We start from the raw sequence: 26,389 nt of genomic DNA, 5'->3' as shown, positions 1-26,389 counted from the left end.
AGCGAAAATATCCTGTAACGCCCGGAGCTGATGTAATGACCCGAATGGTCACTTCCCTGTCTGCCCTGATTCTAAGCATTATTCTGCTGGTCAGCGGCAATGCATTCCTGATGACGCTGCTGGGCATCCGTCTGAGTATCGAGACGATATCGCCGGATATTATCGGCTGGGTTCTGGTCTGCTATTCCATCGGTTTTGTGTTGGGTACGCTCTACGTTCACCGCATTATTGGTCGGGTCGGTCACATTCGCGCGTTCGCCGTGTTTGCCGCCGCTGCCGCTGTCACATCGCTACTCTATCCGATGGCTGTTTCCGAGATTTTCTGGGCCGTTCTGCGGGTACTCTCCGGGTTCAGTATTGCCGGTGTGCTAGTGGTCATCGAGAGCTGGTTCTCCAGCCGTGCCACCAATGCCAACCGTGGGGCGCTGTTCGCGGTGTACCAGATTGTTTTTTATCTGTCCGCCGCCGGCGGCCAGCTCATCGTAAATATCGGCGACCCCGCCAACTTCATGCCTTTCTCGATTGCTGCGATCCTGTTGGCGCTGGCCCTGATGCCGCTTGCACTGACCAAAATGGAAGCGCCTGTTATTGAGCAGGTTCAGCGAATCTCTATTTTCACTTTGGCCCGGGAATCTTTTTCCGGTGTTGCCGGCGCCCTGATTTGTGGCGTTATGATTGGCGGCTTTTATGCGCTTGGGCCGGTGTACGCAACACTGGTCGGGCTGGACGTTGCACGGACATCCACATTCATGGCCAGTGCCATTGTCGCGGCGATGATCCTTGCCTGGCCGCTGGGCCGGCTCTGCGACCGTTTCGACCGTCGCCGGGTGATGTTCTGTATCGCCCTGGTAGCGGCGTCCGCCGCAGGCGGTGTCGGAGTTCTTGGGGCCGACAATGCGTGGCTTTTGACCTTCCTGGTTGGTGTGTTCACGGGGCTTTCAGCCGCTTTGTACCCCGTAGCTGTGGCCATCACCAATGACCGAATGGAAAGCACCCGTATTGTTGCGGCCAGCGCCACGCTGTTGCTCAGTTACGGGGTTGGCAGTGTCATCGGGCCGGTTGTCATGGCTGAGCTGATCAACCTCCTGGGGCCGAAAGGCCTGTTCTTCGGCAATGCCGGCTTCCTGCTGCTGTTGGCCGTGATCACCAGTTACCGGATCAGTCATACCGAGGACGTTGCTGTTGCAGATCAGGAGCACTTCGTGCCCGCCATGCCGGAAGCGTCGCCGGTTCTTGCCGAGATCGATCCGCGAAATACCGAATTCCATGAGTCTCCTGAAGTCGAGGAGATGCACGAAGAGCAGCGTCAGGCGAGCTGACGCTGCTTTCGGTTTTCCCCGATTTTGTTTTTACTTCCGTATCTGTTTTTATCACAATGGTTAGCATACTATTGGTGACTTTCCGATAATGTGATTAATTGGCCGAAGGCGCGGCAGCGCCCGGCCCGGGCCAAGCCCTCTTTTGCTATGGAGTGACGACAAATGAGAGACCAGTTTCCTTTTGCGGTAGCGCGGGTTACCCGGCGCTGGAGAAAAATGCTGGACGAGCGCCTGAAGGATCTGGGCGTCACCCAGGCGCGCTGGAGCACGATGGTGTACCTGGAAAAAGGTGGTGAAGGCCTCACCCAGCGGGAGCTGGCAAGCCTGATGGCGATCGAGAATCCGACCCTGGTTCGACTGCTGGACAGTCTCGAGCAGCAGGGCTTGATCGAACGCCGGCCCTGCCCGAACGATCGCCGTGCGCGGCGGCTGCATCTGACCAACGCCGGCCGGGCGTTTATGGATGACCTTTCCGGGCGGGCTGAGGTGTTGCGCGAGGAAATGCTCGAGGGCATCAGTGACAAAGAGATCGAGTGCACCATAAAGGTATTCCACAAGATCCTGGAAAACGCCGAAAAGCAGAAATAACCCTTGGCTGATAACTCGGTTGAGGGCCTGAAAGCCCGCTACGGGGATCGCTGGCGCTGGCTGGCAGTGGCCACGGTGATGATAGGCACCATGGCCACCGTTCTCAGCGCCACCGTGGTGAATGTGGCGTTGCACGATATCATGGTGGAGTTCGGCATTCGCCAGGGCCAGGTTCACTGGCTGGCAACGGGCTTTATCGCCGCCATGACCACCACCATGCTGGCCTCCTCCTGGCTGCTGGATCACTTCGGGGTTCGCAAGACCCTTGCCGTAGCCATGTTTCTCTTTACCCTGATTTCCCTTGCCGGCGGTTTTGCCGAGACGCCGGGGCAGCTTATCGCCGCCCGGATCGGCCAGGGTGCCATGGCCGGCCTGATGCAGCCCATGGGCATGTATCTGGTGTTCCGGATTTTCCCACGCGATCGCCGCGGCCAGGCCATGGGTATCTACGGTATGGGGGTTATTCTGGCGCCGGCCCTCGGTCCGGTGCTGGGAGGCTTTCTGGTTGATCAGCTAGACTGGCGCTACGTGATGTTTGCACCGGCTCCCGTCACGCTGCTGGGTGTTTTCATGGCCTGGCGCTTCCTGCCCTTGCCGGTGTCCCGGCCAGCCCCCTATCGCTTTGATCTCCCCGGCCTTGTATTGCTCGGGTTTACCATCGCCCTGTCGCTCGACGCTCTGAACCGGTTGCAACAGGCGGCGGGCCAGAAGAGCTGGATTGTGGCTGAAGGGCTACTGGCCCTCGGCGGGCTGCTGCTCTTCGTACTGCGTGAGCGACGAACTGCCCATCCGTTGGTGAACATTGCCCTGCTGCGCAAGCCGGTCTTTGTTTTCGCCTGCCTGGGTGCCATGGCACTGGGCCTGGCGCTGTTCGGATCCACCTACCTCATTCCGTTGTTCGTACAGACAGCCCTCGGCTTCAGCGCGACGGAGGCAGGTTTGCTGATGCTGCCCGCGGGGATTGTCCTGGGTATGACATTTCCGTTGGCGGGTCGTATGGCGGACAGACACAGTGCCCGGGGTTTGGTGGTGTTCGGTATTGGAGCATTTGCCCTTTCCGCCGTGCTGTTCGCGGTGTCCGATCTCGAGCTCGCCTTTGGCTGGCTGGTGCTCTGGACGGTACTCGGCCGCATAGGGATCGGTTTCATGCTTCCGGCCTTGTCGACCGGTGCCCTGAATCCGCTGGAGCCACAGGAACTGGGGGCCGGCTCAAGCACGCTCAACTTCATGCGCCAGCTCGGGGGCGCCTTTGGCGTCAACCTGGTGGCACTGACGATTGAATTCGGTGAGCACACTTCTGGGATGCCCACGATCAACGCGTTCCACTCAGCCTGGTGGCTGGTGGCGGCATTCGTCGCGGTCGCCGCAATTCCGGTATGGAAGATGCGGGCCTAGCCTTTTGCCTGGTTGCGGCCCTGTTCCGAATTCATTAATATGCCGGCATCTCTTCAGGGGAGTAGCCTCCGGACCGGAATTCCCGGCCGGATGATAGTCAACACACTTGGGGCCAAATCCCCATGGCTATCATGTTTCATCGCGACACCGGTGAAATTGGCAAGACCTGAGGCGGTTTCACCTCCATTGGGCGGAAGGTGAGCTGCCTCATGTCTGGTTATCCGCCCTGGACTTTTTCATGGACGCTTTTCTCGCCTCAACGGTCGCCGTCGCCATTGCCGAAATTGGTGACAAGACACAGCTGCTGTCGCTTTTCCTTGTTGCCCGATACGCTGCTCGCCTGCCCATTATTCTCGGCATTTTTGTCGCGACGGTTCTCAATCACGCTTTATCGGCCTGGCTCGGTGCCTGGGTCGCTTCCTTCATTCCGGAAGCCTGGTTGCCCTGGATTCTGGCCATCAGCTTCGTCGCCATCGCCCTGTGGCTGTTGGTCCCGGACAAGGATGACAGCGAAGAGTCGAAGTTTCTGGGAATGGGTGCGTTCATGGCCACCACCATCATGTTCTTCCTGGCCGAGATTGGCGACAAGACCCAGGTTGCAACCGTTGTTCTCGCCGCCCGCTTCACTGAAACCTTCTGGGTTATTCTGGGCACCACGGTGGGTATGCTGCTGGCCAATATACCGGTTATCATGGCAGGACGCTGGCTGATGGAACGGTTGCCCCTCGCCACAGCCCGGATTGGTGCAAGTGTTCTGTTCGTGGCGCTTGCCGTCGTAACCATATGGGCAACCTTTATGAACTCCTGAGGGTACTTGCTGTCACTGTACCCGGTTGCCTGGTGCTTTCGGAATGTTTTCTATGTGGTTCAGATTCTTGGCAGTTTTTTCTCTGGCGCAGTTCCTGGTGTTCCCGGCCGCAGGGTTGGCGGAGCCTTTGGATGCTGCCAGCGATCCGGAAGAGCCGGACAGAAGTCCTCGTGTGCCCACGTTCCCGATCCAGGGTGACCTGGCAGGAGAGCTCGGTGTTTTTGAAACCCGTTACGAGGACACCTTTGCCGGCATAGGTAATCGGCTGGCCATGGGGTATCTGGAGTTGGTGAAGGCCAATCCCGGTGTGGATCCCTGGCTACCCGGCGAAGGCACCAACATCACCCTGCCTCGCCAATACGTGCTGCCGGACGCCAGGCGTGAAGGCATCGTTATCAATCTCGCCGAGTATCGTCTGTATTATTTCACCGATGAGGGTGTGCAGGTGTACCCCGTGGGCGTTGGTACGGCAGAGAATCCCTCGCCGCTTACCGATGCAGAAGTCACTATGCCATTGGAGTCCCCGGCCTGGTATCCGCCTGCGAGCATTCGCGCAGAGTATGAAGCGTCCGGAGACTATCTGCCCCGGATGATTCCCCCCGGCCCCGGCAACCCGCTTGGTACCCACGCACTGCTACTGAGTGAAAAAGGCTATCTGATCCACGGTACCAACAAGAAATTTGGTGTGGGCATGCCGGTCAGTCATGGTTGTTTCCGGATGTACAACGAGGATATATCCAGGTTCGTTTACCAGGTCGAGAAGGGCACGCCGGTTCAGGTCGTGCACGATGCCGTCAAGATCGGTTTCTCGGATGGCGAGGTCTGGCTGGAAGTGCATCGTCCTCACGAAGACTACCCCCGCGAAGATCGCGACCGCCTATGGCAGCAGGTCTTTGCCGAAGTTGAAGCTTTCCGATCCCGCCATCCGGGTGTTGAGGTCAAACGCGGCGCGATTGAGCTGGCAGTAGACCAGGCGGACGGTCTGCCAAACATGATTGGTGAGCGGGTGACCCGGATGGCCGCAGACAAGACCGTGGAAGAGAAGTCGCCGGAATCGGCAAAGGAACCGGAGCAGCGGCTATACTTCTGATGCAGTGCGCTAGACACGATTGCCGTCCTGTGTAGACAGAACCGCGGCCTTGTTGCCATCGTATCTGTATCAGGTTGAATTCATTCCGGATCCGGGGAGGATTTATGCAGGCACACCGTCCCATGCGATCACAGAATCCCGCCCGTCTCCGGGTTTGGGCTCTGGTATTCCTGACAGGTGTGCTGCTTGCGCTGGCGTCCCTGGCCCATCAGGTTTTTGCCCAGCAGAAATCCTCTGACACTGCTCTGGTACTAACGGTTGAGGGGGCCATAGGCCCTGCAACCATGGATTATGTCACCCGGGGCATTCGCCGGGCGGAATCCGAGGGTGTCGGTCTGGTGGTTATCGAAATGGACACGCCTGGCGGCCTGATGGATTCCATGCGGGATATCATCAAGGTGATTCTTGCCTCAGAAGTTCCCGTCGCGACTTATGTTTCCCCGCAGGGCGCCCGCGCGGCCAGTGCAGGCACCTACATCCTATATGGCAGTCACATCGCCGCTATGGCTCCTGCGACCAACCTGGGTTCGGCCACGCCGGTTCAGATGGGCGGCCTGCCGGGAAGCCCAGAACCGGAGAGCGACCCGGCCTCCAGCGAGCCGCAAACGGAGGAAGGCTCTGATTCCGCAACCGGGTCTTCTTCTGACGATGAACAGCAGGCCAGCGATGATGACGGCAAACGGCGTGGCGGTACCGCTATGGAACGCAAGGTTCTGGAGGATGCTGTCAGTTATATTCGTGGGCTGGCTGAACGTCACGGCCGGAATGCCGACTGGGCTGAAGAGGCCGTCCGTGAGGCTGTGAATCTCGGTGCTGACGAGGCCTTGGAGAAGAACGTCATCGACGTGGTGTCACCGAACATTCGGGACCTGCTGCAGCAGGTGGATGGCCGGACAGTTCGAATGGCGTCGGGCGACAAGACGCTGAACACCGCCAACCTGGAAATTGTCAGATCCCAGCCGGACTGGCGCACCCGTCTGCTGTCGGTGATCACTGATCCGAACGTGGCCTACTTCCTGATGATTATCGGCTTCTACGGCATCATCTTCGAGCTGGCGAACCCCGGGGCCGTTGTGCCGGGGGTGATTGGCGCCATTTCTCTGATTCTTGCACTCTTCGCTTTCCAGGTTCTGTCGGTGAATTACGCCGGCCTGGCCCTCATTCTGCTCGGGTTGGCGTTCATCGTGGGCGAGGCCTTTGTGCCCAGTTTCGGGATATTGGGGGTTGGCGGGATTGTCGCCTTTGTGACCGGCTCGATCATATTGATGGACGGCAGTCACCGGGATATTTCCCTGCCGACCATCGGAGGCACCGCGGTGGTCGCTGCCGGGTTTATCCTTTGGACGGTGACCCGGTTTATCGGTCTGCGTCGACGGCATCCGGTCAGTGGCACCGAACAACTCACCCATGAAGAGGGCGTCGCACTGGATGAATTCTCGGGAGAGCATGGCCACTACCGAGGTCATGTCAGGCTTAGCGGTGAGCGTTGGAATGCCATCAGCGAAGCGCCTGTCAAGGAGGGCGACCGGGTTCAAGTGACAGCAATTGAAGGTTTAACGGTAACTGTCAGGGTCATTCCGGACAACGGCTGAACCGGCAGACAAAGTAACGGCAATACAAGGAGGCCGTATGATTGGCGATCTGATTCCCTATCTGGCACCTGCGGTGGTGTTACTGCTCATTCTTGCTTCGGCCATCAAGATCCTGCCGGAGTACGAGCGTGGCGTTGTGTTCTTTCTCGGTCGGTTCCAGGGCGTGAAAGGCCCGGGGCTGATCATTGTTATTCCTGGCATTCAACAGATTGTCCGGGTGGACCTACGGGTGATCACCCTGGACGTCCCGAGCCAGGACGTCATTTCCCGGGATAACGTGACGGTGCGGGTGAATGCCGTGCTTTACTTCCGCGTCGTGGATCCCGAGCGTGCCATTATCCGGGTGGAGGACTTCAATTCCGCCACCAGCCAGCTCGCCCAGACAACCCTGCGGTCGGTGCTGGGCAAGCACGATCTCGACGAAATGCTGTCAGAGCGGGACAAGCTGAACTCCGATATCCAGGAGATCATCGATGCCCAGACGGAGGAATGGGGCATCAAGGTAGCCAACGTGGAAATCAAGCACGTGGATCTCAACGAATCGATGATTCGTGCCATTGCCCGTCAGGCGGAGGCCGAGCGTGAGCGGCGTGCCAAAGTCATCCACGCCGAAGGCGAATTGCAGGCGTCCAAGAAGCTGGTGGAAGCGGCGGATGTCATGTCTACCAATTCTGGTTCCATGCAGTTGCGTTACCTGCAGACCCTGGCGGATATGAGCAACACCAACTCATCCACGATCGTATTCCCTCTGCCGATGGAATTGATGACCACGTTCCTGAAAGAGAACAAGCCCTTTACGCCGGACAAACCCGAGCCGGAAAAGCCCGATTCCGGGGCATAAAAAAGGCCGGCATTGCCGGCCTTTCTGTTACGTATCAGCCTTATTTCTGGCTGGCACGCTCGAGCATACGCTTGGCACGCTCGTTTGCTTCGTCAGCGGCCTTCTGGGCTGCCTTGGCAGCGGCCAGAGCTTCTTCCGCGGTCTGCTGGGCAGTGCGGGCGGAGCTGGCAGCGCTGTTAGCGGTGTTCATTGCATTTTCAGCAGTGCGCTCAGCGGAGCTGGCAGTTGCATTTGCTTCGTCGAGTGCGCCCTGGTCAGTCGTGGCACAACCTGCAGTCAAAGCAGTTGCCAGTGCAATCCCGGCGATCGTCAGTTTACGCATTGTAAATCCCCTTATTGGTCGAGTTATTTCCTGTGATCCGAAAGTCAGTATAGACGACTTCCTGTCAACCTGCGCAGCAACGTTTGTCAGGCAATGACTACCGGAGTCGTTAAACAGTGTAAAACACTGTGAGCGGGAATGTTAACTGGAGATACGTAAATTTGCTAAGCATATGACAACAACTTAATGCCATTGTCAGATTTGACTCAGGGATGAATGCTGATGGGGGTTCCGTTGGACACCAGCTGCCAGATTTCGTCCATCTCTTCGTTGGTCACGGCGATGCAGCCGTTGGTCCAGTCCAGTCCGGTATAGGCGAAGGCCATGTCGCCTGCATCATTAGGCAGGCCATGAATCATGATGCTCCCGCCGGGGTTAAGGCCCCAAGCCGACGCCAATTCACGGTCACGTTCGCTGGGGTAGGAAATGTGGATGGATTTGTAGAAATCGCTTTCCTCGTTGCGCCAGTCCAGTGTGTAGTCGCCTTCAGGGGTGCGTTCGTCACCCTCGTACAGCTTGTGGCCTTCCGGGTTGTCGCCCAGGGAAATGCGGTAGCTGCGAACCACGTCCTCACCATCCATCAGGTACAGGCGGCGCTCTCCCTTACGAACCACCACTCTACTGACACTCTGAATGTCCGCGGGCTTATACATGTTGGCAACCGGCATCCGGGAGTCGGCCTTGGCCAGCAGCTCGGTGGCGAAAGTGCTCGGAGCCACTGCCAGGCAGAGCAGGGCGAGAGTGGATAGAAGGGCGCGGAAAATGCTCATGTACTTAACTTACCAATGATTAATCTTTGCACAGGCGTTTTATACCACAGCCCGCAAGGGATCTGTTAAGGGGTTTTGTTAACTTTTTTGGCTATCTGGTTCGCTGATCAACCATTTTGTGGACTGTCCATCTTCAGCCCAACCTTGGTCACCTTGTCCGCGCTGGTGGCCCGGGCAACCAGCGTCACCGGGCCAAGGGTGACCACGTCACCGACAACCGGGTGCCCCTTGGTGCGTTTTGCAAAGCACTCGGCCAAGGACAGCTCCGGGGGCAGATCGTCGAACTCGATGCCGTAGACCTGCTCCACGTCACCCAGCAAGGCATCGCCGTTGAGCACAAAATCCCCGAAAAATGCGCGCTCAGCCAGATATTTGGGCGCGTGTCTCCCGCTCAGCGCCTTGCCGAGTTCCGGCAACACACTGGGGGTTGCGAACATCGCCACCATGTCGCCACTGGAGACTTCCAGATCGGCTTTCGGCTGCAGGCAAACGCGATTGCGGAAGACGCCGGCCACGGCGGTGTTCTCCGGGAACCGCAACTGGCTGAGCCGCCGCGGCGTTTCCCAGATTTCGCCCCGGAGCGGGAACAGCATCAATTCGTGGTCGCCCGCGGCCGGGGCATCCAGAGGCAGCCTGCGATAGGGATCTTCTCCGGCGGGAACTTCCAGTCGAAGTTTCCGGGCCAATGGTGTCATGGTGGTGCCCTGAACCAGGAGAGAGACGAGGACGATAAAGAAAGCCGCGTGGAATACCAGTTGGGCTTCCGGCAAGTCCGCGATGATCGGGAACAGGGCCAGCACGATCGGCACCGCGCCCCGGAGGCCGACCCAGCTGATGAAGCCTAGTTCGCGACGGTTAAAGGCAAACGGCCAGAGTGTGAGCATGACCGTCAGCGGGCGGATAATGAAGATCAGAGAGAGCGCCAGGATCAGCCCTCCGCCGGCCAGCGGAATCAGATCCGACGGGGTAACCAGCAGTCCAAGAATCAGGAACAGGCACAACTGGGCCAGCCAGGCCAGGCCGTCGTGGACCTGGAGGATCATCGGCATCATCCGGACATGGCGGTTACCGATCACCACGCCGGTCAGGTAAATGGCCAGAAATCCGCTGCCGCCAAGCGCGTTGGTGGCAGAAAACACCGAGATGCCGGCAGCGGCTACCAGCAGGGGATACAGCGACGGGGTCAGGCGGATCCGATTGGCCAGCTCAACTACGGCGAAGCCACCAATGATCCCCGCGACGGCGCCGACGCCGAACTGCTGCACCAGCATGGATAACACCGCCCAGCCCGCGTGGTCGCCATCGTTACCAATGAGCGTGACCAGCATGAGGGTCAGGAAAATCGCCATGGGGTCGTTGCTGCCGGATTCGATTTCCAGGGTGGCACTGACCCGCTCGTTCAAGTGCAGGCCCCGTCCCTGAAGCAAGGAGAATACGGCGGCGGCATCGGTAGAGGAAATGATGGCGCCAATCAACAGGGCCGTCAGCCAGTGCAGATCGAATACCCACCAGGCCACAACCGCGGCTCCAACGGCGGTCATCGCGACCCCGAGAGTGGCCAGTACCAGGGCGGGTTTAAGGCCCACGCGGAAGGTTTCGGCACGGGTGCGCATGCCACCGTCCAGCAGGATCACGCCCAGCGCCAGATTGGCGATCAGAAACGCCAGCTCGAAATCGTCGAACTGGATGCCACCCGGGCCGTCCTCGCCCATCATCATGCCGACCACCAGAAAGATCAGCAGCACAGGCATACCCACCCGGCTGGAAAGCGGGCTGAGCACGATACTGATGACCAGCATCAGGGCGCCAATAAGTGTCAGGGTCGGATCCATTCATGCTCCAGACAGAACGCTTGCCCCCGGGCGGGCGGAGCGCTTATATTGCTCTCGCAGTGATCGTGCGCGCGGGTGTAGTTCAATGGTAGAACGGCAGCTTCCCAAGCTGCATACGAGGGTTCGATTCCCTTCACCCGCTCCATTACTGCCCAGGCGGGCTTTCTTCTAGTGTAGTTTGAGACGCGGATGCATGGCACGGGTGATTTTGTCCATCAGCCATATAATGCCCGTGCGCAGGAAACCATGCAGTGCTACCTGATGCATGCGGTAAAGAGAAACGTAAAATAGCCTCGCCACCTTGCCTTCGATATACATGCTGCGTCCGGAAAGGTTGCCCATGAGATTACCGACGGTGGTATAGCGGCTGAAGTTGATCAGAGAGCCGTGGTCGTTGTAGACGAAAGGAACGGCTTCGCCGCCCTCAAGGCGCTTGCACAACGTTTCGAACAGAGTATCCGCCTGCTGATGCGCTGCCTGGGCCCGGGGTGGCACCGGACGATCGGAGTCCGGTTGCGGACAGGCTGCGCAATCGCCGAAAGCATAGATGTTGGTATCCTGGCTGGTTTGCAGGGTCTGCTCCACCACCAGTTGATTGCCTTTGTTGACTTCCAGCCCGTCCAGTTCCGCGAGGAACGCGGGTGCCTTGATGCCTGCTGCCCAGATGGTCATTTCCGAGGGCAGCTCGGTTCCGTCCTGCATGATCACACTGTTTGGCCGGACTTCGCTGACGGGTTGGCCTGTCAGCACCTTGACCCGTTGATGCTCCAGCTCTCGGGTGGCGGCGGCAGAAAGGCGCCCGGGCAATGCCGGGAGGATGCGATCTGCAGCTTCAATGACACTGACTGAAACGTCCGAAGGCTGTAGGTGATTCATTCCGTAGACCGGCAGCTCCCTTGAGGCGAGCCTGAGTTCGGCCGCCAGTTCCACGCCGGTGGCGCCTGCTCCGATGATGCTGATGTTCAGGGTATGTTCGGCCCTCTGCAAAGCCTCGTGATTCTTGCGCAGAAAGGCATTGAGCATCAGGTTGTGGAAACGCCGGGCCTGCTCGAGGCTATCCAGGAACAGGCAATTGTTCTGGGCGCCGGGGGTGCCGAAATCGTTGGCCGTGCTGCCCACGGCAATCACCAGTGTGTCGTACTCGATGTGGCGTTCGGGAACCACCTCTGTGCCGTCGACATCGTGAAACGGGGCGATGACCACTTTATTGTTCTGGCGGTCCAGACCACTCATGCGGCCCAGCTGGAATTCGTAATGGTGCTTGCGGGCATGGGCACGATAGTTGATCTCGTTCGCACTGGCATCCAGGGAACCGGAGGCCACTTCGTGCAAGAGGGGCTTCCAGACGTGGGTCAGGCCGGCATCCACCAGAGTGATCCTGGCTTTGCGTTTTTTACCCAGTTTGTTGCCGAGGCTGGTAACAAGTTCGAGACCGCCGGCGCCACCGCCGACCACAACAATGTGATGAAGGTTATCCATAACAATCAGACCTGTAAGTGAAGAGAGCCAAGCACTCTTCAGACAAGAATGCTTGGCTGTCCTCACTGGGAACCCGACGTGCAGCCGGGATTCGAACAGGAAACAGGGCAGGGTCTGAATCGGGCACTAATGTTAACGTGGCCGGGGCTGTGGGTACAATTCTACGGAAGTGCTGCTTCCTTCCGCCCCGGCGCTTTCCACCCTACGGTGTGGCCCGTTCGCCGGAGCCCGGGAACGGGGCGGCTTCAGTGCTGGGTGCGGTATCCGTCCAGGATGGCGGCCATATCGTCACCGAGGTCCTTCATGGCTTGCGGGTCCAGGTTGCGCTCACCCATCGATCTCAGGCCCATGATCTGTGCCTGCAGGAGCCGGGCAAGTCGACGGCTGTCTACCGATTGCACCAGCTCGCCTTTCACCCGTGCCTGCTCAATCAGGTTTGCAATGGATTCCTCAATCGCAGCAAGAATGCTGTTGGCCTGGTCCGCCAGGGCCGAATGGGTATTGCTCGATTCCAGCAGCGTTTTCACGATCATGCAGGCCCGCGAGGGTGCTGCGGTTTCGTCGCCGCAAATGCAAGCGATACCGCGCAGATAGTCCTGAAGGCCGTCAACAATGGAATCAAAACCCTTGAGGTGCGCGGCCAGCTCCCGGCCTCCCTGCTCGGCGTAGGCGGCCAGCGCTTCTGAAAACAGGCCATCCTTGCTGCCGAAGGTCGCGTAGATACTGCCGGGCCGCATGTCCAGAGCCTGCTCAATCTGTTTCATGGAGCTGCCGTGGTACCCCTTCTCCCAGAACAGGCCAACGGCCTTTTCCAGAGCAGTCTTTCGGTCGTAGCGTGCATGTCTGGCCATAACAACGATTCACCATTGTCCTGATTTGAGTGACTGTTCAATTATAACTTGAATGACCACTCAATAACAGTTAGCCTGAAGTTGTAGTTGAGCACTCGTTCAAAAAGGAGATCATGATGACTGACTTCCCGATACACGATGTCGAATCCGCCCCGGAAACGTCCAAACCGCTTCTTGAGAATTCCCTTGAGGGTTTTGGCATGATTCCCGGTCTTCACGGCGTGCTGGCAGAAGCGCCGGGAGCGCTTGAGGCTTATCAGAAGCTGCACCAGCTGGTTTTGGACAGCAGTTTCGATAACGACGAGAAAACCGTGGTCTGGCAAACTATCAACGTTGAAAACGCTTGCCACTACTGTGTCCCGGCACACACAGGCATTGCCAAAATGATGGAAGTCTCGGACGACATCGTTAATGCGTTGCGGGACGAAGCGCCTTTGCCGAGCGACAAGCTGGAGGCGCTACGGACCTTCACGCTCGCCGTGATGCGTAAGGATGGCAATGTCAGCAAAGAGGACCTGGATGCCTTTTACAAGGCGGGTTACCAGCACCGTCAGGTTTTGGAGGTGATTCTGGTGCTGTCCCAGAAGACGCTGAGCAATTACATGAACCATATTGCTAAAACGCCGGTTGATGAGCCGTTCAAGAAATTTGAGTGGCAGAAGAAACAGTGATTCAGACCTTGCTGGCAACAGATGGGGCTTAACCCGCATCCGTTGCCAGTATGTTCGCCTGCCTTGACCGTTTTTTATTCTTGAGCCGTTTATCGACGCACTGGGTGTCATCTTCGAGGATAACGACGCATTCCAGGCACTGGATGCACTCGTCGTAATCGATCCGGCCATCCTTGCGGATGGCATTGATGCCACACTCGTTTTTACAGTGCTGACAGGGGTTGCCGCATAACTCGACCCTATCCAGCCAGCTGAACAGCCGGAACCGGCCAAGGACCGCAAGGCCGGCACCCAGCGGGCACAGGTAACGGCAATAGAACTTGTGAATGAACATGCCGAGCACCAGCAGGGCTACGGCGTAGAGCACAAAGGGCCAGGAGCGGATGAAAAACAGGGTGATGCTGGTTTTGAAAGGCTCCACTTCCGCCAGTTTCTCGGCAATGGTCAGGGAGTAGAACGCGATGCCAACCAGGCCGACCAGGATCGGGTATTTGAGCAGGATCAGGCGCCGGTGCCATTGCTCGGGCACTTTGATCTGGCGGAATTTCAGTTTCTCGCCAAGCCAGGCGGCCATTTCCTGAAGCGCGCCAAACGGGCAGAGCCAGCCACAGAACAGGCCCCGGCCCCAGATAAACAGGGTCACGAAGGTATAGACCCAGAGTATGAAGATGACCGGATCAAGCAGGAAGACATTGAGCGAGAAACCGTCCCAGATCGCCAGGAACAGGGTGTAGATGTTAACCACCGAAAGCTGGCCCTGGGCGTAGAAGCCGATAAAGAACAGGGTGAAGAAAAGAAATCCCCAGCGGAACCGGTGTGCCAGCTTCGGGTAGCGGCTCAGGGTTTTCTGGCGGGCGAAGAAAACGGTCAGAACGGTCAGGCCGATTACCAGCAGTGAAATCTGCCACCAGCGCTCTTTCCAAAGGCCGATCCAGACCGGTTGACGGGTGTCCTCCGGGTTGGGAGCAACCTCGACGGTTTCAAACAGTTCTTCGTTGAACCGAACCGGGATATTCAGGGACGTGCGGTCCACCATCAGGTGATTGCGGGCAAGTTCGACGTTGAGCTTCAGATTGGCTTCCGCCCCGGGGTTGAAGCCGGCGCTACCGCCCACGCGGAAAAGGTTGCCGGCATCAAATGCCGGGATGCCGGCCGCCCGGAAGTCGAGATTCTGATCGAGCAGGTTCAGGTCGCGCATTTCAACGGCAAGGTTGTTCTGGGTGAGCCCGATGCGGTCCGGAGAGCTGCCGGGCACGAACTCGCGGGAAACGTGTGGAAAGGTGCCGCGGGACATGACGGCCAGAACCTGTGCCCCTTCATCAAATCGTTGCATGAGGCGCCGGTAGCCATCGTCTCCGAGCAGGTTTCGGCCCACCATGGGCGAATTGATGTAGGCGAAGAAGAGTTCGGCAAAAGGTTCGCCGTCTGCGGGCTCGATGTCCATGGGATAGTCTGACAGAGGTCGGCCCAACTCGGCCTCGATTGATTCGGCGCCAATCTGCCAGTGTCCGATATAACCGCGATCCACCAGTTGCTGCCAGGACATTGGCTGGTAGAAATCCGGTTTCGCCCTTGTGGGGGCGCTCTGGGCAAAGCCCTCAAGTTTCTTGCGAGCCACCTTGAGGGCTGAAGAGAGCACGGTGTCGTTGATGATTAGAACCGAGACGGTGGCCTTGCTGACGCCGTCAAAGTGCACCACGTTGCCGTCACTGGTTCGCCCGGAACGGCTGGAGTTGGACGTGCTGACAATAATCTGCTCCCGAAGCGAGCGCCCTTCGTATTGATCGACGAATTCGAACAGGGGCTCTTCGCCAAGGCCATGCAGAAAGACCGGTTCGTGGTGGTTCAGCACCCGGATGCCGGTAAAACGCCCTTTGGCGTCAAGGCCGATCAGCATGCTGATCGGTTTGCCGGCAAAGCCCTGGAGGCGGCTATGGTCTGAGGTTTCGTAGGCATAGCCGAGCAGTTCCTGGAGTTGGTACACCGGGTACACGGGAAAATCGGGCAGCTTGTCTTCAATGACCGTTGCCGAGGGAAACAGCTCCTGAATCAGCGCCCGCTTGCTGTCTGACAGCTCGGCCTGAACCGGGGGCATCACAAACAGACAGGCAAGAAGGAGCACAATGCGCCCTGCCATGGGGTACTCCTGTGGTTCTTTTTGTTTGATCTTCCATGCTAGAGTTTTCGGCCCCGGGCTCAATGCGACCTCGGAGCCAGCTGAATGCTACTTTGTGAGGAGAAATGCCATGACCGACGCTACCTACACGCCACCCAAAGTCTGGAAATGGGACTCCGAGAGCGGAGGTCGCTTTGCCAGTATTAACCGCCCGATTGCCGGCCCGACCCATGACAAGGAGCTGCCGGTTGGCAAGCACCCGTTGCAGCTTTATTCGCTGGCGACGCCCAACGGCGTGAAAGTAACGGTGATGCTGGAGGAGCTGCTGGAACTGGGTATCAAAGACGCCGAGTACGATGCCTGGCTCGTCAAGATTACCGAGGGCGATCAGTTCGGCAGTGGTTTTGTGGAGGTGAACCCCAACTCCAAGATTCCTGCCATGATGGACCACAGCGTCAGCCCGTCCATCCGCCTGTTCGAATCCGGGTCCATCCTGCTCTACCTGGCAGAAAAATTCGGGGCTTTCCTGCCCAGGGACATCGCCGGACGCGCGGAGACCATGAACTGGCTGTTCTGGCAGATGGGCAGTGCGCCCATGCTCGGTGGCGGCTTCGGTCATTTTTACGCCTATGCGCCGGAATACTACGAGTACCCGATCAACCGCTACACCATGGAAGTCAAACGTCAGCTGGATGTGCTCGACCGGCAGTTAGCCAGTAATCGCTACATCGCGGGCGACGAATACACCATCGCCGATATGGCGATTTGGCCCTGGTACGGCGCCCTGGTGAAAAACAAGGTTTACGACGCGGCCGAGTTCCTGGAAGCCCACACCTACACCAACGTTATTCGCTGGGCGGATGAAATTGCCCAGCGTCCGGCGGTCAGGCGTGGCCGTATGGTAAACCGGGCCTGGGGTGAGCCGAGTAGCCAGCTGCACGAACGCCACGACGCCAGCGATTTCGAGACCCGGACCCAGGACAAGATCGGGGATGGCGAATGAAGATTGCGGTCTATTGCGGATCCCGGTCGGGCAATGATCCGCTATACGCGGACAAGGCCGGGGAGCTGGGTGACTATTTTGGCCGCAATGGCATTGAGCTGGTGTTCGGCGGTGGCCATGTCGGCCTGATGGGCATAGTGGCCGATGCGGTATTGGCCGCAGGCGGCCAGGTTCACGGCGTGATTCCCGAGCATCTGCGGGACCGGGAGCTGGCCCACTCCGGCCTGACCGAGCTGCATGTGGTTAAAAACATGCACGAGCGCAAGGCCCTGATGGCCGATCTGGCCGATGGTTTTGTTGCGTTGCCGGGTGGCATTGGCACGCTGGAAGAACTGTTCGAAGCCTGGACCTGGGGTCAGTTGGGCCTGCACCAGAAACCCTGTGCCATCTACAACGTCAACGGGTTTTTTGACCCGTTGCTGGCGATGGCAGAGAACATGGAGCGTGCCGGATTTTTGCAGCAGCGATACATCGACATGCTGATCCGGATCGACCAGCCAGATCGCCTGCATAAGGCCTTCCGGGACTATCAGAGCCCCGGAGAAAAATGGACCTGATTGCCGAGGGGCCCGCGCAGCTGGGCCCTATTCCTCTTTTTCCTTGGCTTTTTTTATGACTTCCAGCTTTTCGTGCAGCAGGGCTTCAAGCTTGATCAGCTTCTCGCGGTTTTTCTCGTTGGGCCGGTTGGTATAGAGATCGACGTAGGTCTGGGTGACCTCGCTCAGTACCGGATGAAGCTTTTTGTAGTCTTCCTCACTCATGATCAGCACTCCTCGAAAAAACATTGAATTCCATATTAATAACTATGGTCCATCCCCGGCAATCATCAAGGACGCAGATCAACTCTGAAGCAGTTTTCCTTTTCACTCCATCCGACTGACTTTCACCATCAACCGACGCCAGTCTATGGGTAGCTGGTTCTCCAGTTCCGCCAACATCGGGTCTCTGGGGTGCACAGACTGGAAGTGCTGTTTGCTGGCATAAACCACGGTGTTGTTGCTTTTGCTTCGGTAGCCCAGAAGCACGGCAAAGTGCCGCTTGAGCCGCCGGAAGTAGGCCCCTTCGACATCCGGGGTCCGGTGGTAGTTCAGCACCAGCCAGCCGTCATCCGTGAGCACCCGGGCGCATTCATCCACGAACTGCTTCTGGGCCTGGGCAGGGCTCATCCGGTCTGCGTTATACAGGTCGGCCAGAATCATATCCGTGCTCGCGTCCGGCAGTTCTTCCAGGGCATTCCTGGCATCGGCAATGGTGACTTCAAGGCGCTCACTGTCCGGCAGATCAAAAAACTCTCTTGCTGTGTCCAGCACAGCCTGGCGCAGTTCGACGGCGTGTATCCGGCACTCGGGATACAGATGGTGAAATGCGCCGGCCATCACGCCCCCGCCCAGACCCAGAATGGTGACGTGGCGGGGGTTGGCAAATACCGCCGGCAGCATCATGGCCCGGTTGTACTCGTGCACCGGCAGATAGGGATAGCGCCGGTCGATCTTGCTCTGCTCGAAAACCGAATTGAAGGTGAGTACCCGGTGTTTGCGGTAATCGACCACCAGGATGCTGCCGAGGGCATCCCGGGTGTGGTGAATGATTTCGCCCTTATTGAACATCTGGGACTACTTTTCCCAATCGTTGATCAGGCTCCGGATATCCTCTGAGCTGGCCAGGCTCAAAGCAGTTTCTCCATGGTCGTTACGGGCTTCGGGGTCTGCTCCGTTCTCCAACAGCAGTTGCACTGTCTCGCTGTGCCCGTTGCGGCTTGCCAGCATCAGCAGGCTGTCCCCTTCGCTGGTACGCATGTTGGCCGGTACCCCGGCACTCAGCATTACGCTGAGCGGGCCGGCACCACCGTTGCGGGCCAGTTCGAAAATACCCTGGGCGAAGGCAACCGCATCCTCGTCTTTCTGGTTTGCGGGCTGTTGCGGCTTGCCGGGCTTCTGTTGGCTCATCGGGGCTCCGTGGTCAGTTGAATCGATTTTGTGTTAAAACCGTATTATCACAGAATGAGACTGTCCCAGACACAGTCCAATGAGCCCAAGGCCAAAAACCACAGGAGGCAACGCCGTGAAACTACAGGTTCAAGGCATAGACGAAGGCCAGCCGATTCCCGAGAAATTCGCATTCGGGGTCTACAGTGAAGAAGACCACATGAGCTTCGGTCCCAACCGGAACCCCGAAATTGTCTGGGACGATGCGCCGGAGGGCACGAAAAGCTTCGTGGTGATGATGTTCGATCCGGATGTGCCCAGCGTTGCGGATGATGTGAACCAGGAAGGCAAGACTGTTTCTAAGGACATCCCGAGGGTCGATTTTTTCCACTGGCTGCTGGTGGATGTGCCGGCCGGTACCAGCCGGATCCCGGAAGGCGAAGATAGCGATGGTGTGATTCCCAAGGGCAAGGAGCCGGGTCCCGGCCCCATCGGTATCCGCGGCGTGAACAACTATACCCAGTTTCTGGCGGGCAATCCCGACATGAACGGCACTTACGCCGGGTACGATGGTCCCTGTCCGCCCTGGAACGATGAGATCATCCATCACTACCACTTTGAGGTGCACGCACTGGATGTGGATACCCTAGCCCTTGATGGCGAGTTCGATGGCAACGACGTGCGCGAAGCCATGGCAGGGCATGTGTTGGCCAGCGCACGTGTGACGGGTACCTACACCCTGAATCCGGACCTGCGCTAACCGGTACCAAGCACCGAGCAGTGGTATTCCGGTAATCCCGCGGGTTACCGGATCGTTCCTGCTTTCTCTCCCGTGACTGCTTTCTGGAAGTCACAGAAGTGTCTCCCCTTTGTCATTTCCCCGTCACCCGAACTTGCCAAGGTGTCAGCATCCGGACTGGTTGAAAGACGGGAGACAAGATGGGGAGCTATCGGAGCGTTTTCATTTCCGACGTACACCCCGGATCCTGACGTGTGTGGAGACGCCCGGCCGGTGATCGACACTCTGCCAACGGCGTTCGTGGAGCAGGTCAACCGATTGGCCAGCTGATCTCCTGGAATCCCGGAGCGGCTCGAGTTCAACGGCTATCGCTTCCCGTTTCCGGGATAGCAGGTAGAATGGCCCGATGATCCGTTCGCAGTTGGTTTTCCGTCTTTCCTTTCTGGCCATTGTGGCGCTGTTGATGGCAGCGATCTGGCTGTTGCTGCGACAACTGGGCATGCCGGCCAGCTTTTCGCCGTCGGTGTTATCCGATTGGTTTGCCAGCCAGGGCGCACTGGGGCCGGTATTACTGATGCTGCTGATGATTCTGGCTGTCGTGGTCGGGCCGATCCCTACCTTGCCGATCAGTGCGGCGTCTGGCCTGGTGTACGGCATGTTCAGCGGAACGGCGATTGCGGTGGCGGGTGCCCTGGCCGGTTCGCTGATTGCGTTTTATCTGGCGCGGGTTCTCGGGCGTGATGCCGTTCAGAAGAAGCTTGAGAATAACCCGGTATTCTCGGCGCGCGGCTCACAACGCTTCCTGTTCATTGCGGTTTTCCTGACCCGGCTTATTCCCCTGTTTTCCTTTGCCCTGATCAGCTATGCCGCGGGCGTGACGGCGATACACCCCTGGCGCTACGCCCTGGCCACTGCCCTTGGCATGTTGCCCATGACCTTCGTGTTTGCTGGCCTGGGCCATACCTTTGAGCTGAATCCCACTCTGACCGTTGTGGCTGCCGCCACGGTACTGTTGGTGATGAGTACATTGCCCTTGTACCTGAGGCGGCGACCGCACTCACGTCTCTCCCGCTGGCTGCAGCTGGATGGCAGGGTTTGATTCCCGATACGAATGCTCAGGCGCTCAACAGAGACTCAATATCTCGGTAGATCGTCGCTGCATCGGTTACCTGCGCAAGCCAGCTCAGTGGAATGCCCGATTCACCACCAACGCCATGGATCGCCGCCATGGCTGGACCTATGATCCAGGCCCGGCCGCAGGAATCGCCGCCACAGTGGATGTTGGCGCGCACAGCCTCCTGATATCCCCTGGCATGCGAAAGGATGTGGAAAATCACGGGCATCGCCTCATGCAGATAACAGGTTCGACCAAAGGTGTCGCCGGCACCAACGCCGTCCAGTTCTGAGTCCGCCCGGGCATGTTCCAGGGATTTCCGGTCCGGCGCCTCGGTTATGGCAGCCTCCAAGGCTTCGGAAAGTCTCTCGCCCCGAAAGAGTCGGTCCAGAAGTAACGCTGCGCATTTTGCCCAGGCTACGGCATCGTCTTTGTTGTTCGTCACCCGGACAGCCGCTTCCGTAACCTCCAAAAGGTTCTGATTTCCACAATAGGAGGCTATCAGTGGCGGCAGCTTTGACACCGCTGGTAGCTGCATATCGTCGGCGCCACTTTCAAGCACCAGATGGCGGTCGATGGTTTCTGCCAGGTAGACACCGGCCTCTTGCACCTCTTTTTGTTGATAGGTCAGGCTGATGGCGTCGCGAACCGGTTGAGCAAGCTGGTCGCCGCTCAGCCGGCGGGTATAGGGCATCACTTTTTGCACCAACACCCGCTTCTGTTTTTCGGTCAGCCTGGCGGGCATGGCGGACTGTGCCTGCTCTACCGCCTCGCGCTCAATGGTGTTGAAGTTCTCAAGGGTAATGCGCGTGGGATTGTCGATAAATCCCCGCCATTGCCCACCGGGACCGAAGAAGGCGCGAAATCGGCGTTGGTAATCCCGGACATCCAGGATGCCCTTGTTGGCCAACAAACTGTCCGTCAGAACCCTGGTAGCAGCGCCATAGTGACTCACATCGCCAACAGCCTTGCCCTCATGGGCAAAGTAACCGAAGCCCTTTGTGTAGTAGTCGGCCCTTGGCGGCAGAAACTCCGGTGTCTGGCCGCCAACCTCTGCGATACGATCGCTGTTGTAGAGCCAGTGCACGCCAAGGCTCGCGGCATCGGCGACCCAGCCTCCAGCTAGAGCAGCGGTGATAGCAGCTTTTCTTTCGTGAGGAAGGTTGCTGGCCATAATGGATCCTTGATGTGCGGTTTGTGAGTCCGTGCTGAGGGATTATTCGATAACTTCACTGATCTGGACCGTTGGCTGGACGTTGGTGAAGTTGGGGATATCGCCAAGGATTTGCTTGGCGTGTGGACCGAAGGCGGTCTGGAAATCGCCAACAGAATCAAAATACATGTGGCCCATGGCAATATAGGTAGGGCCCTCTCCCGGCGCGCCTCCGGCCAGACCCGACTCGATGGCAGTGCGCTTGCACGCATCGCCCAACTTCTCCCGGACCAACGCCATGTGCGTGTCACGGTAGTAGCATAGGTCAAAATTGCTTTCGGCGGTTTTCGGGTACATGACACTGACTTTGATCATTTCGAGCCTCGGTTTGTAGAGTTGCGGGGATCTTCTTTTAGCGCCTGGGCCACTCGTTCGTCAATCCTGCGGATAAGCGCTTCGTTTGCTTGCGCGGCGGAATGGGCCTTCAAGAGGTCGGTGCTTGCTCGCAGGTTGCCAATAAAGGTCCGGCAGTCCTTGCACATCATCAGGTGCATTTTGACTGACATGTTCTGGAGAACAGGCAGTTCGCCGTCAATGTAATCGCTGGCAATTACCGCGAGATCCTTGCACATCAGCATTCGCCGGTCTCCTGGAAGTTCTCCACCATGAGAAAGATTTTCTGTCGAGCACGGTGCAATAGCACCCGGAGATTAGAGGCACTGACATCGAGAATGTTACAGACATCATCGGATTTATGCTGGTGGGCCTCATACAGCATCAGCGCCGAGCGCTGGGTTTCCGGCAGGGCGGAAAGGTGTTTGTCGAGGCAATCGCTGAGGGCGCCGTTTTCCATCAGGGTGTCGGCAGAATCATGAAACTGCAGTTTGGGCGGCAGATCCCATCGGCCTTTGACGTTAAACCGGTCTGCCAGTTCAGGTTCGAGGGCCTCGGAGAAATCGGTAGAAACCTCTCTCTTGGCCGAACGCAGTCTGTTCTTACAGCGGTTGGCAACAATCCGGTGCAGCCAGGTCTTCAGGCCGGATCGACCTTCGAACTTCTGGATGGCATCGATGACCGTCACCCAGCAATCCTGAACGATTTCCTCGGCGCTGGAATGGTCAAGATAAAACCTGGCTACGGCGAGCATCCCCGAGGTGTAGGTTCGCACAGCCTCCTGATAGGACTGATCGTTTCGGGCTTGCAGGCCTTCAATCAGCGCCTGTTCCTTCTGGAGAGCTGAATCGGTCATTGCTATTCCCTTTCATGAGCAATTGTTCAAGAATAGCAGTAAGTATCTGGAGCCGCCAAAAAGTTCCCGGCGGCCTCCTGATCAGGAAGCACGTAACTGAATTGTTAGATATTCATGAGCAATCGTTGACACAATGCCGGCCTGAATGACGTACAACAGCAATATCGCGCCCAAATGTGAAGCTTGCCGGCCTTATGTAACACTTACCCGATAGGGGTGTCATTACGGCCATACGTTCAAGGTAGAAAGGACTAGTTCATGACATTCAAAAAATGGATCCTGATTGCGGTGATCGCGGTTGTCATCATCGGATTTATCGCCAGCGGAGGGAGCGAGCTTCTCACCCTGGAAAACCTCAAGGCCCATCAGCAGGATCTGGGCGACTGGATTGGCGAGAACTTGTTGATTGCAGTGCTTGGTTTCGTGGTGCTTTATGTCCTGGTCACGGCACTATCCCTACCCGGAGCCACGATCATGACCCTGGCCGGGGGCGCCTTCTTCGGGAATCTGTATGGTCTTGCCGCGGTATCGGTTGCCTCCACGGTTGGTGCTTCGCTGGCATTTCTGGTTGCCCGATTCCTGATGCGGGATACATTGCGCAAACGCTACGCTGAGACTGTGGCCAAAATGGACCGCGGTATCAAAAAGGACGGCGCGTTCTACCTGGCAACCCTGCGCCTGGTGCCGGTGTTCCCCTTCTTCATGATCAACCTGGCCATGGGCCTCACGGCCATGAAGCTGCGCACCTATGCCCTGGTGAGCTGGATCGCCATGCTGCCCGGCACCTTTGTTTATGTGAACGCCGGTACCCAGTTGGGCCAGATCCAATCCACCGGTGACATTGTCTCGGCCGACCTGCTGCTGTCCTTTGCCCTGCTGGGTCTGTTTCCGCTTATTGCCAAGTTTGTGGTGGGCTTTATTCGCCGTCGCAAAGTGTATGCTGGCTGGCAGAAACCTGAGCAGTTCGACTACAACTTGCTGGTCATCGGCGGTGGCTCTGCCGGCCTTGTCTCTGCTTACATTGCGGCGGCCGTAAAAGCCAAGGTGGCGCTGATTGAAAAGCACAAGATGGGTGGCGATTGCCTGAACACCGGTTGTGTGCCCTCAAAGGCCCTGATCCGCAGCGCGAAGGCGGCAGATACCCTGCGTCACGCCAACCGTTACGGATTGGAATCGGTGCCCGTTAAAGGTTCGTTCAAAAACATCATGAATCGGGTCAAAGATGTAATCGCGAAAGTGGAGCCCCACGATTCCCCCGAGCGTTACCGCAAGCTGGGTGTGGACTGCATTGCCGGCGAAGCCAGCTTCGTGTCGCCCTGGGAGCTTGAGGTCAGACACAATGACGGCCGCACCGAACGTCTGACCGCCCGCAGCATCGTTGTTGCCACCGGCGGCAAACCGGCGGTACCCCCGATTCCCGGCCTGAAAGACATGCAGCCGCTGACGTCCGACAATCTGTGGGAGCTGGAAGAGCAGCCGGAACGTCTGTTGGTGCTTGGCGGTGGCCCGATTGGTTCGGAGCTGGCCCATGCATTTGCGCGGCTGGGTAGCAAGGTAACCCAGGTTGAAATGGGCGAACGCCTGCTGGCCAAGGAAGATGAGGATGTCTCCGAACTGGTTCTGAAGCAGTTCCAGGCGGACAGTGTGGATGTCCGATTGAAACATTCCGCCGCCGAGTTCCGTATAGAGGAAGGAGAGAAGGTTGCCTACTGTGAGCACGAGGGTGAGCGGGTGCGCCTTCCCTTTGATGAGGTTGTCGTGGCGGTTGGCCGCAGGGCGAACACGGCCGGCCTGAATCTGGAACGGATTGGCGTGGACACTCTGCCAAACGGAACGGTACCGGTGGAAGAGGATATGAGCCTGCGTTATCCGAACGTTTTTGCCTGCGGCGATGTGGCTGGTCCCTACCAGTTCACCCACGCGGCGGCGCACCAGGCCTGGTACGCAGCGGTGAACGGCCTTTTTGGTCAGTTCAAGCGATTCAAGGTGGACTACCGGGTGATGCCCTGGGTGACCTTTACCTCGCCGGAAGTGGCGCGAGTGGGGCTTAGCGAAGCCGAGGCACAAGCGCAGGGCGTGGCCTACGAGGTCACCCGCTACGGCCTGGACGACCTGGACCGGGCGATTGCCGAGAGTGAGGATCATGGCTTTATCAAGGTGCTGACTCCGCCGGGCAAGGACAAGATCCTGGGCGCTGTTGTGGTTGGCAGCCACGCCGGGGAAATCCTGGCCGAGTTCACCCTGGCCATGAAACACGGCCTGGGCCTGAACAAGATCCTGGGTACTATTCACCCGTACCCGACCTGGAACGAGTCAGCCAAGTACGCGGCCGGTGAATGGAAACGCGCTCATGCGCCCGAAGGAATCCTGAAACTGCTGGAGAAGCTCCACGGCTGGCGCCGTGGGAAAAACACGAATACACCGAGGAGCATCTATGCCCCTGACTGAAACCAGACCGGCCCGCAGTACACGTATTCCGGCCGTGGAAGTCCTGGAACCCAGGGCCCGTGATAGCTGGACCCACACCCGCAATGGCGACCCGAGAGGTTACATTGATGCGGACAAGCTGAAAGAGCTGTGGATCCATACCGGCACTGCATGCAACCTGGCCTGCCCCTTCTGCCTGGAAGGTTCCCATCCCGGCGATGGCCGCATTCCGGGCATGAAGCTCAGTGACGTAAAGCCGTTTATTCACGAAGCCACCGACATGGGTGTGGAGCAGTTTTCCTTCACCGGTGGTGAGCCCTTTGTGATCCGGGACTTCGTCAATATTCTGAATTACGCCAGCCGGCACCGGCCCTGCTTCGTGCTGACCAACGCCACCGAGCCGCTGCACAAGCGCCAGCATCAGGTGCTGCCTTTGCTGGACAACCCCTACCCGATTCATTTCCGGGTCAGCCTGGACTTCCCGGACAGGGCCCGTCACGACAAGGACCGCGGTGAAGGCAGCTTTGATGAGGCCTTGCAGGGCATTCGCTGGCTGGTCGAACAGGGCTTCAAGGTGTCCATTGCCCGCCAGACCGATCCGGAGGAAATTCCGGCAGATGTCGAAGCAGCGTTCCGTGACATCTTCCGGCAGTGGCGCATTCCGGAGAACCTGGCATTTACCGCATTTCCGGATCTGGGTACGCCTGGTTCGGAAGACGGCAGCCCTGAGATTACCGAGACCTGCATGGAGAAGTATCCGACGAAGGAGGCGCGCTCCCACTTCATGTGCACCTATACGCGGATGTTGGTGAAGAAGGGCGATGAGGTTCGGGTGTATGCCTGCACGCTGGTGGACGATGATCCGCAGTATGACCTGGGGGGGACGCTGGCTGAGAGCATGGATGAGCGCATTATGTTGCGGCATCACCGGTGTTTTTCCTGTTACCGCTTCGGGGCCAGCTGTTCGGCGCCTGCCTAGCTTTGGTGTTGGGTCGCTCAGGACTGATCGTTGGTCATTGCCGGCCTGGGTGGTTTGCTGGCTATCTCCTTCGCCGGGGAAGTCAAAACCAGAAACCCCGGGATAGGCCCCGGAAAAACGACAAAG

General features: G+C 58.2%; 27 protein-coding genes and 1 tRNA gene. 15 read left to right on the top strand and 13 right to left on the bottom strand.

Features of this window, described 5'->3' with window-relative positions; translation table 11 throughout:
* The first annotated feature begins 35 nt into the window (after positions 1 to 35).
* From CFT65_RS02050 to CFT65_RS02020, 7 genes are all read left to right on the top strand, one after another.
* On the top strand, positions 36 to 1,319 hold the full coding sequence (locus CFT65_RS02050) for an MFS transporter (RefSeq protein WP_088826384.1): 1,284 nt from the start codon (positions 36 to 38) through the stop codon (positions 1,317 to 1,319).
* Positions 1,320 to 1,481: 162 nt separating this feature from the next.
* Entirely contained in the window at positions 1,482 to 1,907 is a 426-nt protein-coding gene (locus CFT65_RS02045; protein WP_088826383.1) for a MarR family transcriptional regulator, read from the top strand.
* Positions 1,908 to 1,910: 3 nt separating this feature from the next.
* Positions 1,911 to 3,302: an MDR family MFS transporter gene (locus tag CFT65_RS02040; RefSeq protein WP_088826382.1), complete on the top strand. Its 1,392-nt coding sequence runs from the start codon at positions 1,911 to 1,913 to the stop codon at positions 3,300 to 3,302.
* Between the two features lie 238 nt (positions 3,303 to 3,540).
* Positions 3,541 to 4,110: a TMEM165/GDT1 family protein gene (locus CFT65_RS02035; protein ID WP_088826381.1), complete on the top strand. Its 570-nt coding sequence runs from the start codon at positions 3,541 to 3,543 to the stop codon at positions 4,108 to 4,110.
* A gap of 52 nt (positions 4,111 to 4,162) precedes the next feature.
* Positions 4,163 to 5,200 (top strand): L,D-transpeptidase family protein, encoded by a 1,038-nt coding sequence (locus tag CFT65_RS02030; RefSeq protein ID WP_088826380.1) that lies wholly within the window; start codon positions 4,163 to 4,165, stop codon positions 5,198 to 5,200.
* A 104-nt stretch (positions 5,201 to 5,304) separates the two neighbouring features.
* Entirely contained in the window at positions 5,305 to 6,792 is a 1,488-nt protein-coding gene (locus tag CFT65_RS02025; protein WP_088826379.1) for an NfeD family protein, read from the top strand.
* Between the two features lie 37 nt (positions 6,793 to 6,829).
* Positions 6,830 to 7,633 carry a slipin family protein gene (locus tag CFT65_RS02020; RefSeq protein ID WP_088826378.1) on the top strand — a complete coding sequence of 268 codons (804 nt, stop codon included), beginning with the start codon at positions 6,830 to 6,832 and terminating at the stop codon, positions 7,631 to 7,633.
* Positions 7,634 to 7,673: 40 nt separating this feature from the next.
* Here the strand turns inward: CFT65_RS02020 and CFT65_RS02015 are convergent, their stop codons facing one another.
* From CFT65_RS02015 to CFT65_RS02005, 3 genes are all read right to left on the bottom strand, one after another.
* Positions 7,674 to 7,955 carry an Lpp/OprI family alanine-zipper lipoprotein gene (locus tag CFT65_RS02015; protein WP_008176834.1) on the bottom strand — a complete coding sequence of 94 codons (282 nt, stop codon included), beginning with the start codon at positions 7,953 to 7,955 and terminating at the stop codon, positions 7,674 to 7,676.
* A 206-nt stretch (positions 7,956 to 8,161) separates the two neighbouring features.
* Entirely contained in the window at positions 8,162 to 8,725 is a 564-nt protein-coding gene (locus CFT65_RS02010; protein ID WP_088826377.1) for a L,D-transpeptidase family protein, read from the bottom strand.
* A 107-nt stretch (positions 8,726 to 8,832) separates the two neighbouring features.
* Entirely contained in the window at positions 8,833 to 10,557 is a 1,725-nt protein-coding gene (locus CFT65_RS02005) for a potassium/proton antiporter (protein ID WP_088826376.1), read from the bottom strand.
* 71 nt (positions 10,558 to 10,628) lie between these two features.
* On the opposite strand from CFT65_RS02005, the gene CFT65_RS02000 reads away from it, so the two are divergent.
* Positions 10,629 to 10,702 (top strand) — tRNA-Gly (locus tag CFT65_RS02000).
* Between the two features lie 23 nt (positions 10,703 to 10,725).
* Here CFT65_RS02000 and CFT65_RS01995 read toward each other — a convergent pair.
* The gene (locus CFT65_RS01995; RefSeq protein WP_088826375.1) at positions 10,726 to 12,036 is read right to left on the bottom strand and encodes an NAD(P)/FAD-dependent oxidoreductase; all 1,311 of its coding nucleotides are present in this window, start codon (positions 12,034 to 12,036) and stop codon (positions 10,726 to 10,728) included.
* 245 nt (positions 12,037 to 12,281) lie between these two features.
* Positions 12,282 to 12,887, bottom strand: a complete 606-nt coding sequence (locus CFT65_RS01990; protein WP_088826374.1) for a TetR/AcrR family transcriptional regulator — start codon at positions 12,885 to 12,887, stop codon at positions 12,282 to 12,284.
* Between the two features lie 116 nt (positions 12,888 to 13,003).
* On the opposite strand from CFT65_RS01990, the gene CFT65_RS01985 reads away from it, so the two are divergent.
* A complete protein-coding gene (locus CFT65_RS01985; RefSeq protein WP_088826373.1) occupies positions 13,004 to 13,558 on the top strand; it encodes a carboxymuconolactone decarboxylase family protein in 555 nt (184 codons plus the stop codon).
* 28 nt (positions 13,559 to 13,586) lie between these two features.
* On the opposite strand, the gene CFT65_RS01980 is transcribed toward CFT65_RS01985, so the two are convergent.
* Positions 13,587 to 15,695 (bottom strand): NosR/NirI family protein, encoded by a 2,109-nt coding sequence (locus CFT65_RS01980; protein ID WP_088826372.1) that lies wholly within the window; start codon positions 15,693 to 15,695, stop codon positions 13,587 to 13,589.
* 109 nt (positions 15,696 to 15,804) lie between these two features.
* On the opposite strand from CFT65_RS01980, the gene yghU reads away from it, so the two are divergent.
* Together yghU and CFT65_RS01970 are read left to right on the top strand one after the other, a co-directional pair.
* Positions 15,805 to 16,677 carry a glutathione-dependent disulfide-bond oxidoreductase gene (gene yghU, locus CFT65_RS01975; RefSeq protein ID WP_088826371.1) on the top strand — a complete coding sequence of 291 codons (873 nt, stop codon included), beginning with the start codon at positions 15,805 to 15,807 and terminating at the stop codon, positions 16,675 to 16,677.
* Positions 16,674 to 17,234 carry a TIGR00730 family Rossman fold protein gene (locus tag CFT65_RS01970; RefSeq protein WP_088826370.1) on the top strand — a complete coding sequence of 187 codons (561 nt, stop codon included), beginning with the start codon at positions 16,674 to 16,676 and terminating at the stop codon, positions 17,232 to 17,234. Before yghU ends, CFT65_RS01970 begins: the two co-directional genes overlap by 4 nt.
* 27 nt (positions 17,235 to 17,261) lie before the next feature.
* On the opposite strand, the gene CFT65_RS01965 is transcribed toward CFT65_RS01970, so the two are convergent.
* The 3 genes from CFT65_RS01965 to CFT65_RS01955 form a co-directional block, all read right to left on the bottom strand.
* Positions 17,262 to 17,438, bottom strand: coding sequence for a hypothetical protein (locus CFT65_RS01965; protein ID WP_228705764.1), 177 nt, complete (start codon positions 17,436 to 17,438; stop codon positions 17,262 to 17,264).
* 102 nt (positions 17,439 to 17,540) lie between these two features.
* Positions 17,541 to 18,284, bottom strand: a complete 744-nt coding sequence (locus CFT65_RS01960; RefSeq protein ID WP_088826369.1) for a spermidine synthase — start codon at positions 18,282 to 18,284, stop codon at positions 17,541 to 17,543.
* A 6-nt stretch (positions 18,285 to 18,290) separates the two neighbouring features.
* Entirely contained in the window at positions 18,291 to 18,623 is a 333-nt protein-coding gene (locus tag CFT65_RS01955; protein WP_088826368.1) for an ankyrin repeat domain-containing protein, read from the bottom strand.
* 115 nt (positions 18,624 to 18,738) lie between these two features.
* On the opposite strand from CFT65_RS01955, the gene CFT65_RS01950 reads away from it, so the two are divergent.
* Together CFT65_RS01950 and CFT65_RS01945 are read left to right on the top strand one after the other, a co-directional pair.
* A complete protein-coding gene (locus CFT65_RS01950; protein WP_088826367.1) occupies positions 18,739 to 19,362 on the top strand; it encodes a YbhB/YbcL family Raf kinase inhibitor-like protein in 624 nt (207 codons plus the stop codon).
* A 385-nt stretch (positions 19,363 to 19,747) separates the two neighbouring features.
* Entirely contained in the window at positions 19,748 to 20,440 is a 693-nt protein-coding gene (locus tag CFT65_RS01945; protein ID WP_088826366.1) for a TVP38/TMEM64 family protein, read from the top strand.
* A gap of 16 nt (positions 20,441 to 20,456) precedes the next feature.
* Here the strand turns inward: CFT65_RS01945 and CFT65_RS01940 are convergent, their stop codons facing one another.
* Genes CFT65_RS01940 through CFT65_RS01925 form a run of 4 tightly spaced genes read right to left on the bottom strand, consistent with a single transcriptional unit; the run spans position 20,457 to position 22,857 of the window.
* Positions 20,457 to 21,629 (bottom strand): ADP-ribosylglycohydrolase family protein, encoded by a 1,173-nt coding sequence (locus CFT65_RS01940; RefSeq protein ID WP_088826365.1) that lies wholly within the window; start codon positions 21,627 to 21,629, stop codon positions 20,457 to 20,459.
* A 42-nt stretch (positions 21,630 to 21,671) separates the two neighbouring features.
* On the bottom strand, positions 21,672 to 21,983 hold the full coding sequence (locus CFT65_RS01935; protein ID WP_088826364.1) for an EthD family reductase: 312 nt from the start codon (positions 21,981 to 21,983) through the stop codon (positions 21,672 to 21,674).
* A complete protein-coding gene (locus CFT65_RS01930; protein ID WP_088826363.1) occupies positions 21,980 to 22,246 on the bottom strand; it encodes an anti-sigma factor family protein in 267 nt (88 codons plus the stop codon). The genes CFT65_RS01935 and CFT65_RS01930 overlap by 4 nt, the downstream gene beginning before the upstream one ends.
* Positions 22,240 to 22,857 (bottom strand): RNA polymerase sigma factor, encoded by a 618-nt coding sequence (locus CFT65_RS01925; RefSeq protein WP_088826362.1) that lies wholly within the window; start codon positions 22,855 to 22,857, stop codon positions 22,240 to 22,242. The genes CFT65_RS01930 and CFT65_RS01925 overlap by 7 nt, the downstream gene beginning before the upstream one ends.
* A 258-nt stretch (positions 22,858 to 23,115) precedes the next feature.
* On the opposite strand from CFT65_RS01925, the gene CFT65_RS01920 reads away from it, so the two are divergent.
* Complete coding sequence (locus CFT65_RS01920) at positions 23,116 to 25,305, top strand: FAD-dependent oxidoreductase (RefSeq protein ID WP_088826361.1); 2,190 nt, start codon at positions 23,116 to 23,118, stop codon at positions 25,303 to 25,305.
* Positions 25,292 to 26,263, top strand: coding sequence for a radical SAM protein (locus tag CFT65_RS01915; protein ID WP_088826360.1), 972 nt, complete (start codon positions 25,292 to 25,294; stop codon positions 26,261 to 26,263). Before CFT65_RS01920 ends, CFT65_RS01915 begins: the two co-directional genes overlap by 14 nt.
* The last annotated feature ends 126 nt before the right edge of the window (positions 26,264 to 26,389 follow it).

Origin of the sequence: Marinobacter sp. es.048, assembly GCF_900188435.1 — a bacterium.
Taxonomy (GTDB): Bacteria; Pseudomonadota; Gammaproteobacteria; order Pseudomonadales; family Oleiphilaceae; genus Marinobacter.
The sequence above is the reverse complement of the archived record's forward strand: the minus strand, read 5'-3'. Positions and strand labels throughout refer to the sequence as shown.

Excerpts from the sequence above, each read along its gene's own strand:
- CFT65_RS02050 (WP_088826384.1), top strand. The coding sequence starts at position 36 with ATGACCCGAATGGTCACTTCCCTGTCTGCCCTGATTCTAAGCATTATT.
- CFT65_RS02045 (WP_088826383.1), top strand. The coding sequence starts at position 1,482 with ATGAGAGACCAGTTTCCTTTTGCGGTAGCGCGGGTTACCCGGCGCTGG.
- CFT65_RS02035 (WP_088826381.1), top strand. The coding sequence starts at position 3,541 with ATGGACGCTTTTCTCGCCTCAACGGTCGCCGTCGCCATTGCCGAAATT.
- CFT65_RS02030 (WP_088826380.1), top strand. The coding sequence starts at position 4,163 with ATGTGGTTCAGATTCTTGGCAGTTTTTTCTCTGGCGCAGTTCCTGGTG.
- CFT65_RS02025 (WP_088826379.1), top strand. The coding sequence starts at position 5,305 with ATGCAGGCACACCGTCCCATGCGATCACAGAATCCCGCCCGTCTCCGG.
- CFT65_RS02020 (WP_088826378.1), top strand. The coding sequence starts at position 6,830 with ATGATTGGCGATCTGATTCCCTATCTGGCACCTGCGGTGGTGTTACTG.
- CFT65_RS02015 (WP_008176834.1), bottom strand. The coding sequence starts at position 7,955 with ATGCGTAAACTGACGATCGCCGGGATTGCACTGGCAACTGCTTTGACT.
- CFT65_RS02010 (WP_088826377.1), bottom strand. The coding sequence starts at position 8,725 with ATGAGCATTTTCCGCGCCCTTCTATCCACTCTCGCCCTGCTCTGCCTG.
- CFT65_RS02005 (WP_088826376.1), bottom strand. The coding sequence starts at position 10,557 with ATGGATCCGACCCTGACACTTATTGGCGCCCTGATGCTGGTCATCAGT.
- CFT65_RS01995 (WP_088826375.1), bottom strand. The coding sequence starts at position 12,036 with ATGGATAACCTTCATCACATTGTTGTGGTCGGCGGTGGCGCCGGCGGT.
- CFT65_RS01990 (WP_088826374.1), bottom strand. The coding sequence starts at position 12,887 with ATGGCCAGACATGCACGCTACGACCGAAAGACTGCTCTGGAAAAGGCC.
- CFT65_RS01985 (WP_088826373.1), top strand. The coding sequence starts at position 13,004 with ATGACTGACTTCCCGATACACGATGTCGAATCCGCCCCGGAAACGTCC.
- CFT65_RS01980 (WP_088826372.1), bottom strand. The coding sequence starts at position 15,695 with ATGGCAGGGCGCATTGTGCTCCTTCTTGCCTGTCTGTTTGTGATGCCC.
- yghU (WP_088826371.1), top strand. The coding sequence starts at position 15,805 with ATGACCGACGCTACCTACACGCCACCCAAAGTCTGGAAATGGGACTCC.
- CFT65_RS01970 (WP_088826370.1), top strand. The coding sequence starts at position 16,674 with ATGAAGATTGCGGTCTATTGCGGATCCCGGTCGGGCAATGATCCGCTA.
- CFT65_RS01965 (WP_228705764.1), bottom strand. The coding sequence starts at position 17,438 with ATGAGTGAGGAAGACTACAAAAAGCTTCATCCGGTACTGAGCGAGGTC.
- CFT65_RS01960 (WP_088826369.1), bottom strand. The coding sequence starts at position 18,284 with ATGTTCAATAAGGGCGAAATCATTCACCACACCCGGGATGCCCTCGGC.
- CFT65_RS01955 (WP_088826368.1), bottom strand. The coding sequence starts at position 18,623 with ATGAGCCAACAGAAGCCCGGCAAGCCGCAACAGCCCGCAAACCAGAAA.
- CFT65_RS01945 (WP_088826366.1), top strand. The coding sequence starts at position 19,748 with ATGATCCGTTCGCAGTTGGTTTTCCGTCTTTCCTTTCTGGCCATTGTG.
- CFT65_RS01940 (WP_088826365.1), bottom strand. The coding sequence starts at position 21,629 with ATGGCCAGCAACCTTCCTCACGAAAGAAAAGCTGCTATCACCGCTGCT.
- CFT65_RS01935 (WP_088826364.1), bottom strand. The coding sequence starts at position 21,983 with ATGATCAAAGTCAGTGTCATGTACCCGAAAACCGCCGAAAGCAATTTT.
- CFT65_RS01930 (WP_088826363.1), bottom strand. The coding sequence starts at position 22,246 with ATGCTGATGTGCAAGGATCTCGCGGTAATTGCCAGCGATTACATTGAC.
- CFT65_RS01925 (WP_088826362.1), bottom strand. The coding sequence starts at position 22,857 with ATGACCGATTCAGCTCTCCAGAAGGAACAGGCGCTGATTGAAGGCCTG.
- CFT65_RS01920 (WP_088826361.1), top strand. The coding sequence starts at position 23,116 with ATGACATTCAAAAAATGGATCCTGATTGCGGTGATCGCGGTTGTCATC.
- CFT65_RS01915 (WP_088826360.1), top strand. The coding sequence starts at position 25,292 with ATGCCCCTGACTGAAACCAGACCGGCCCGCAGTACACGTATTCCGGCC.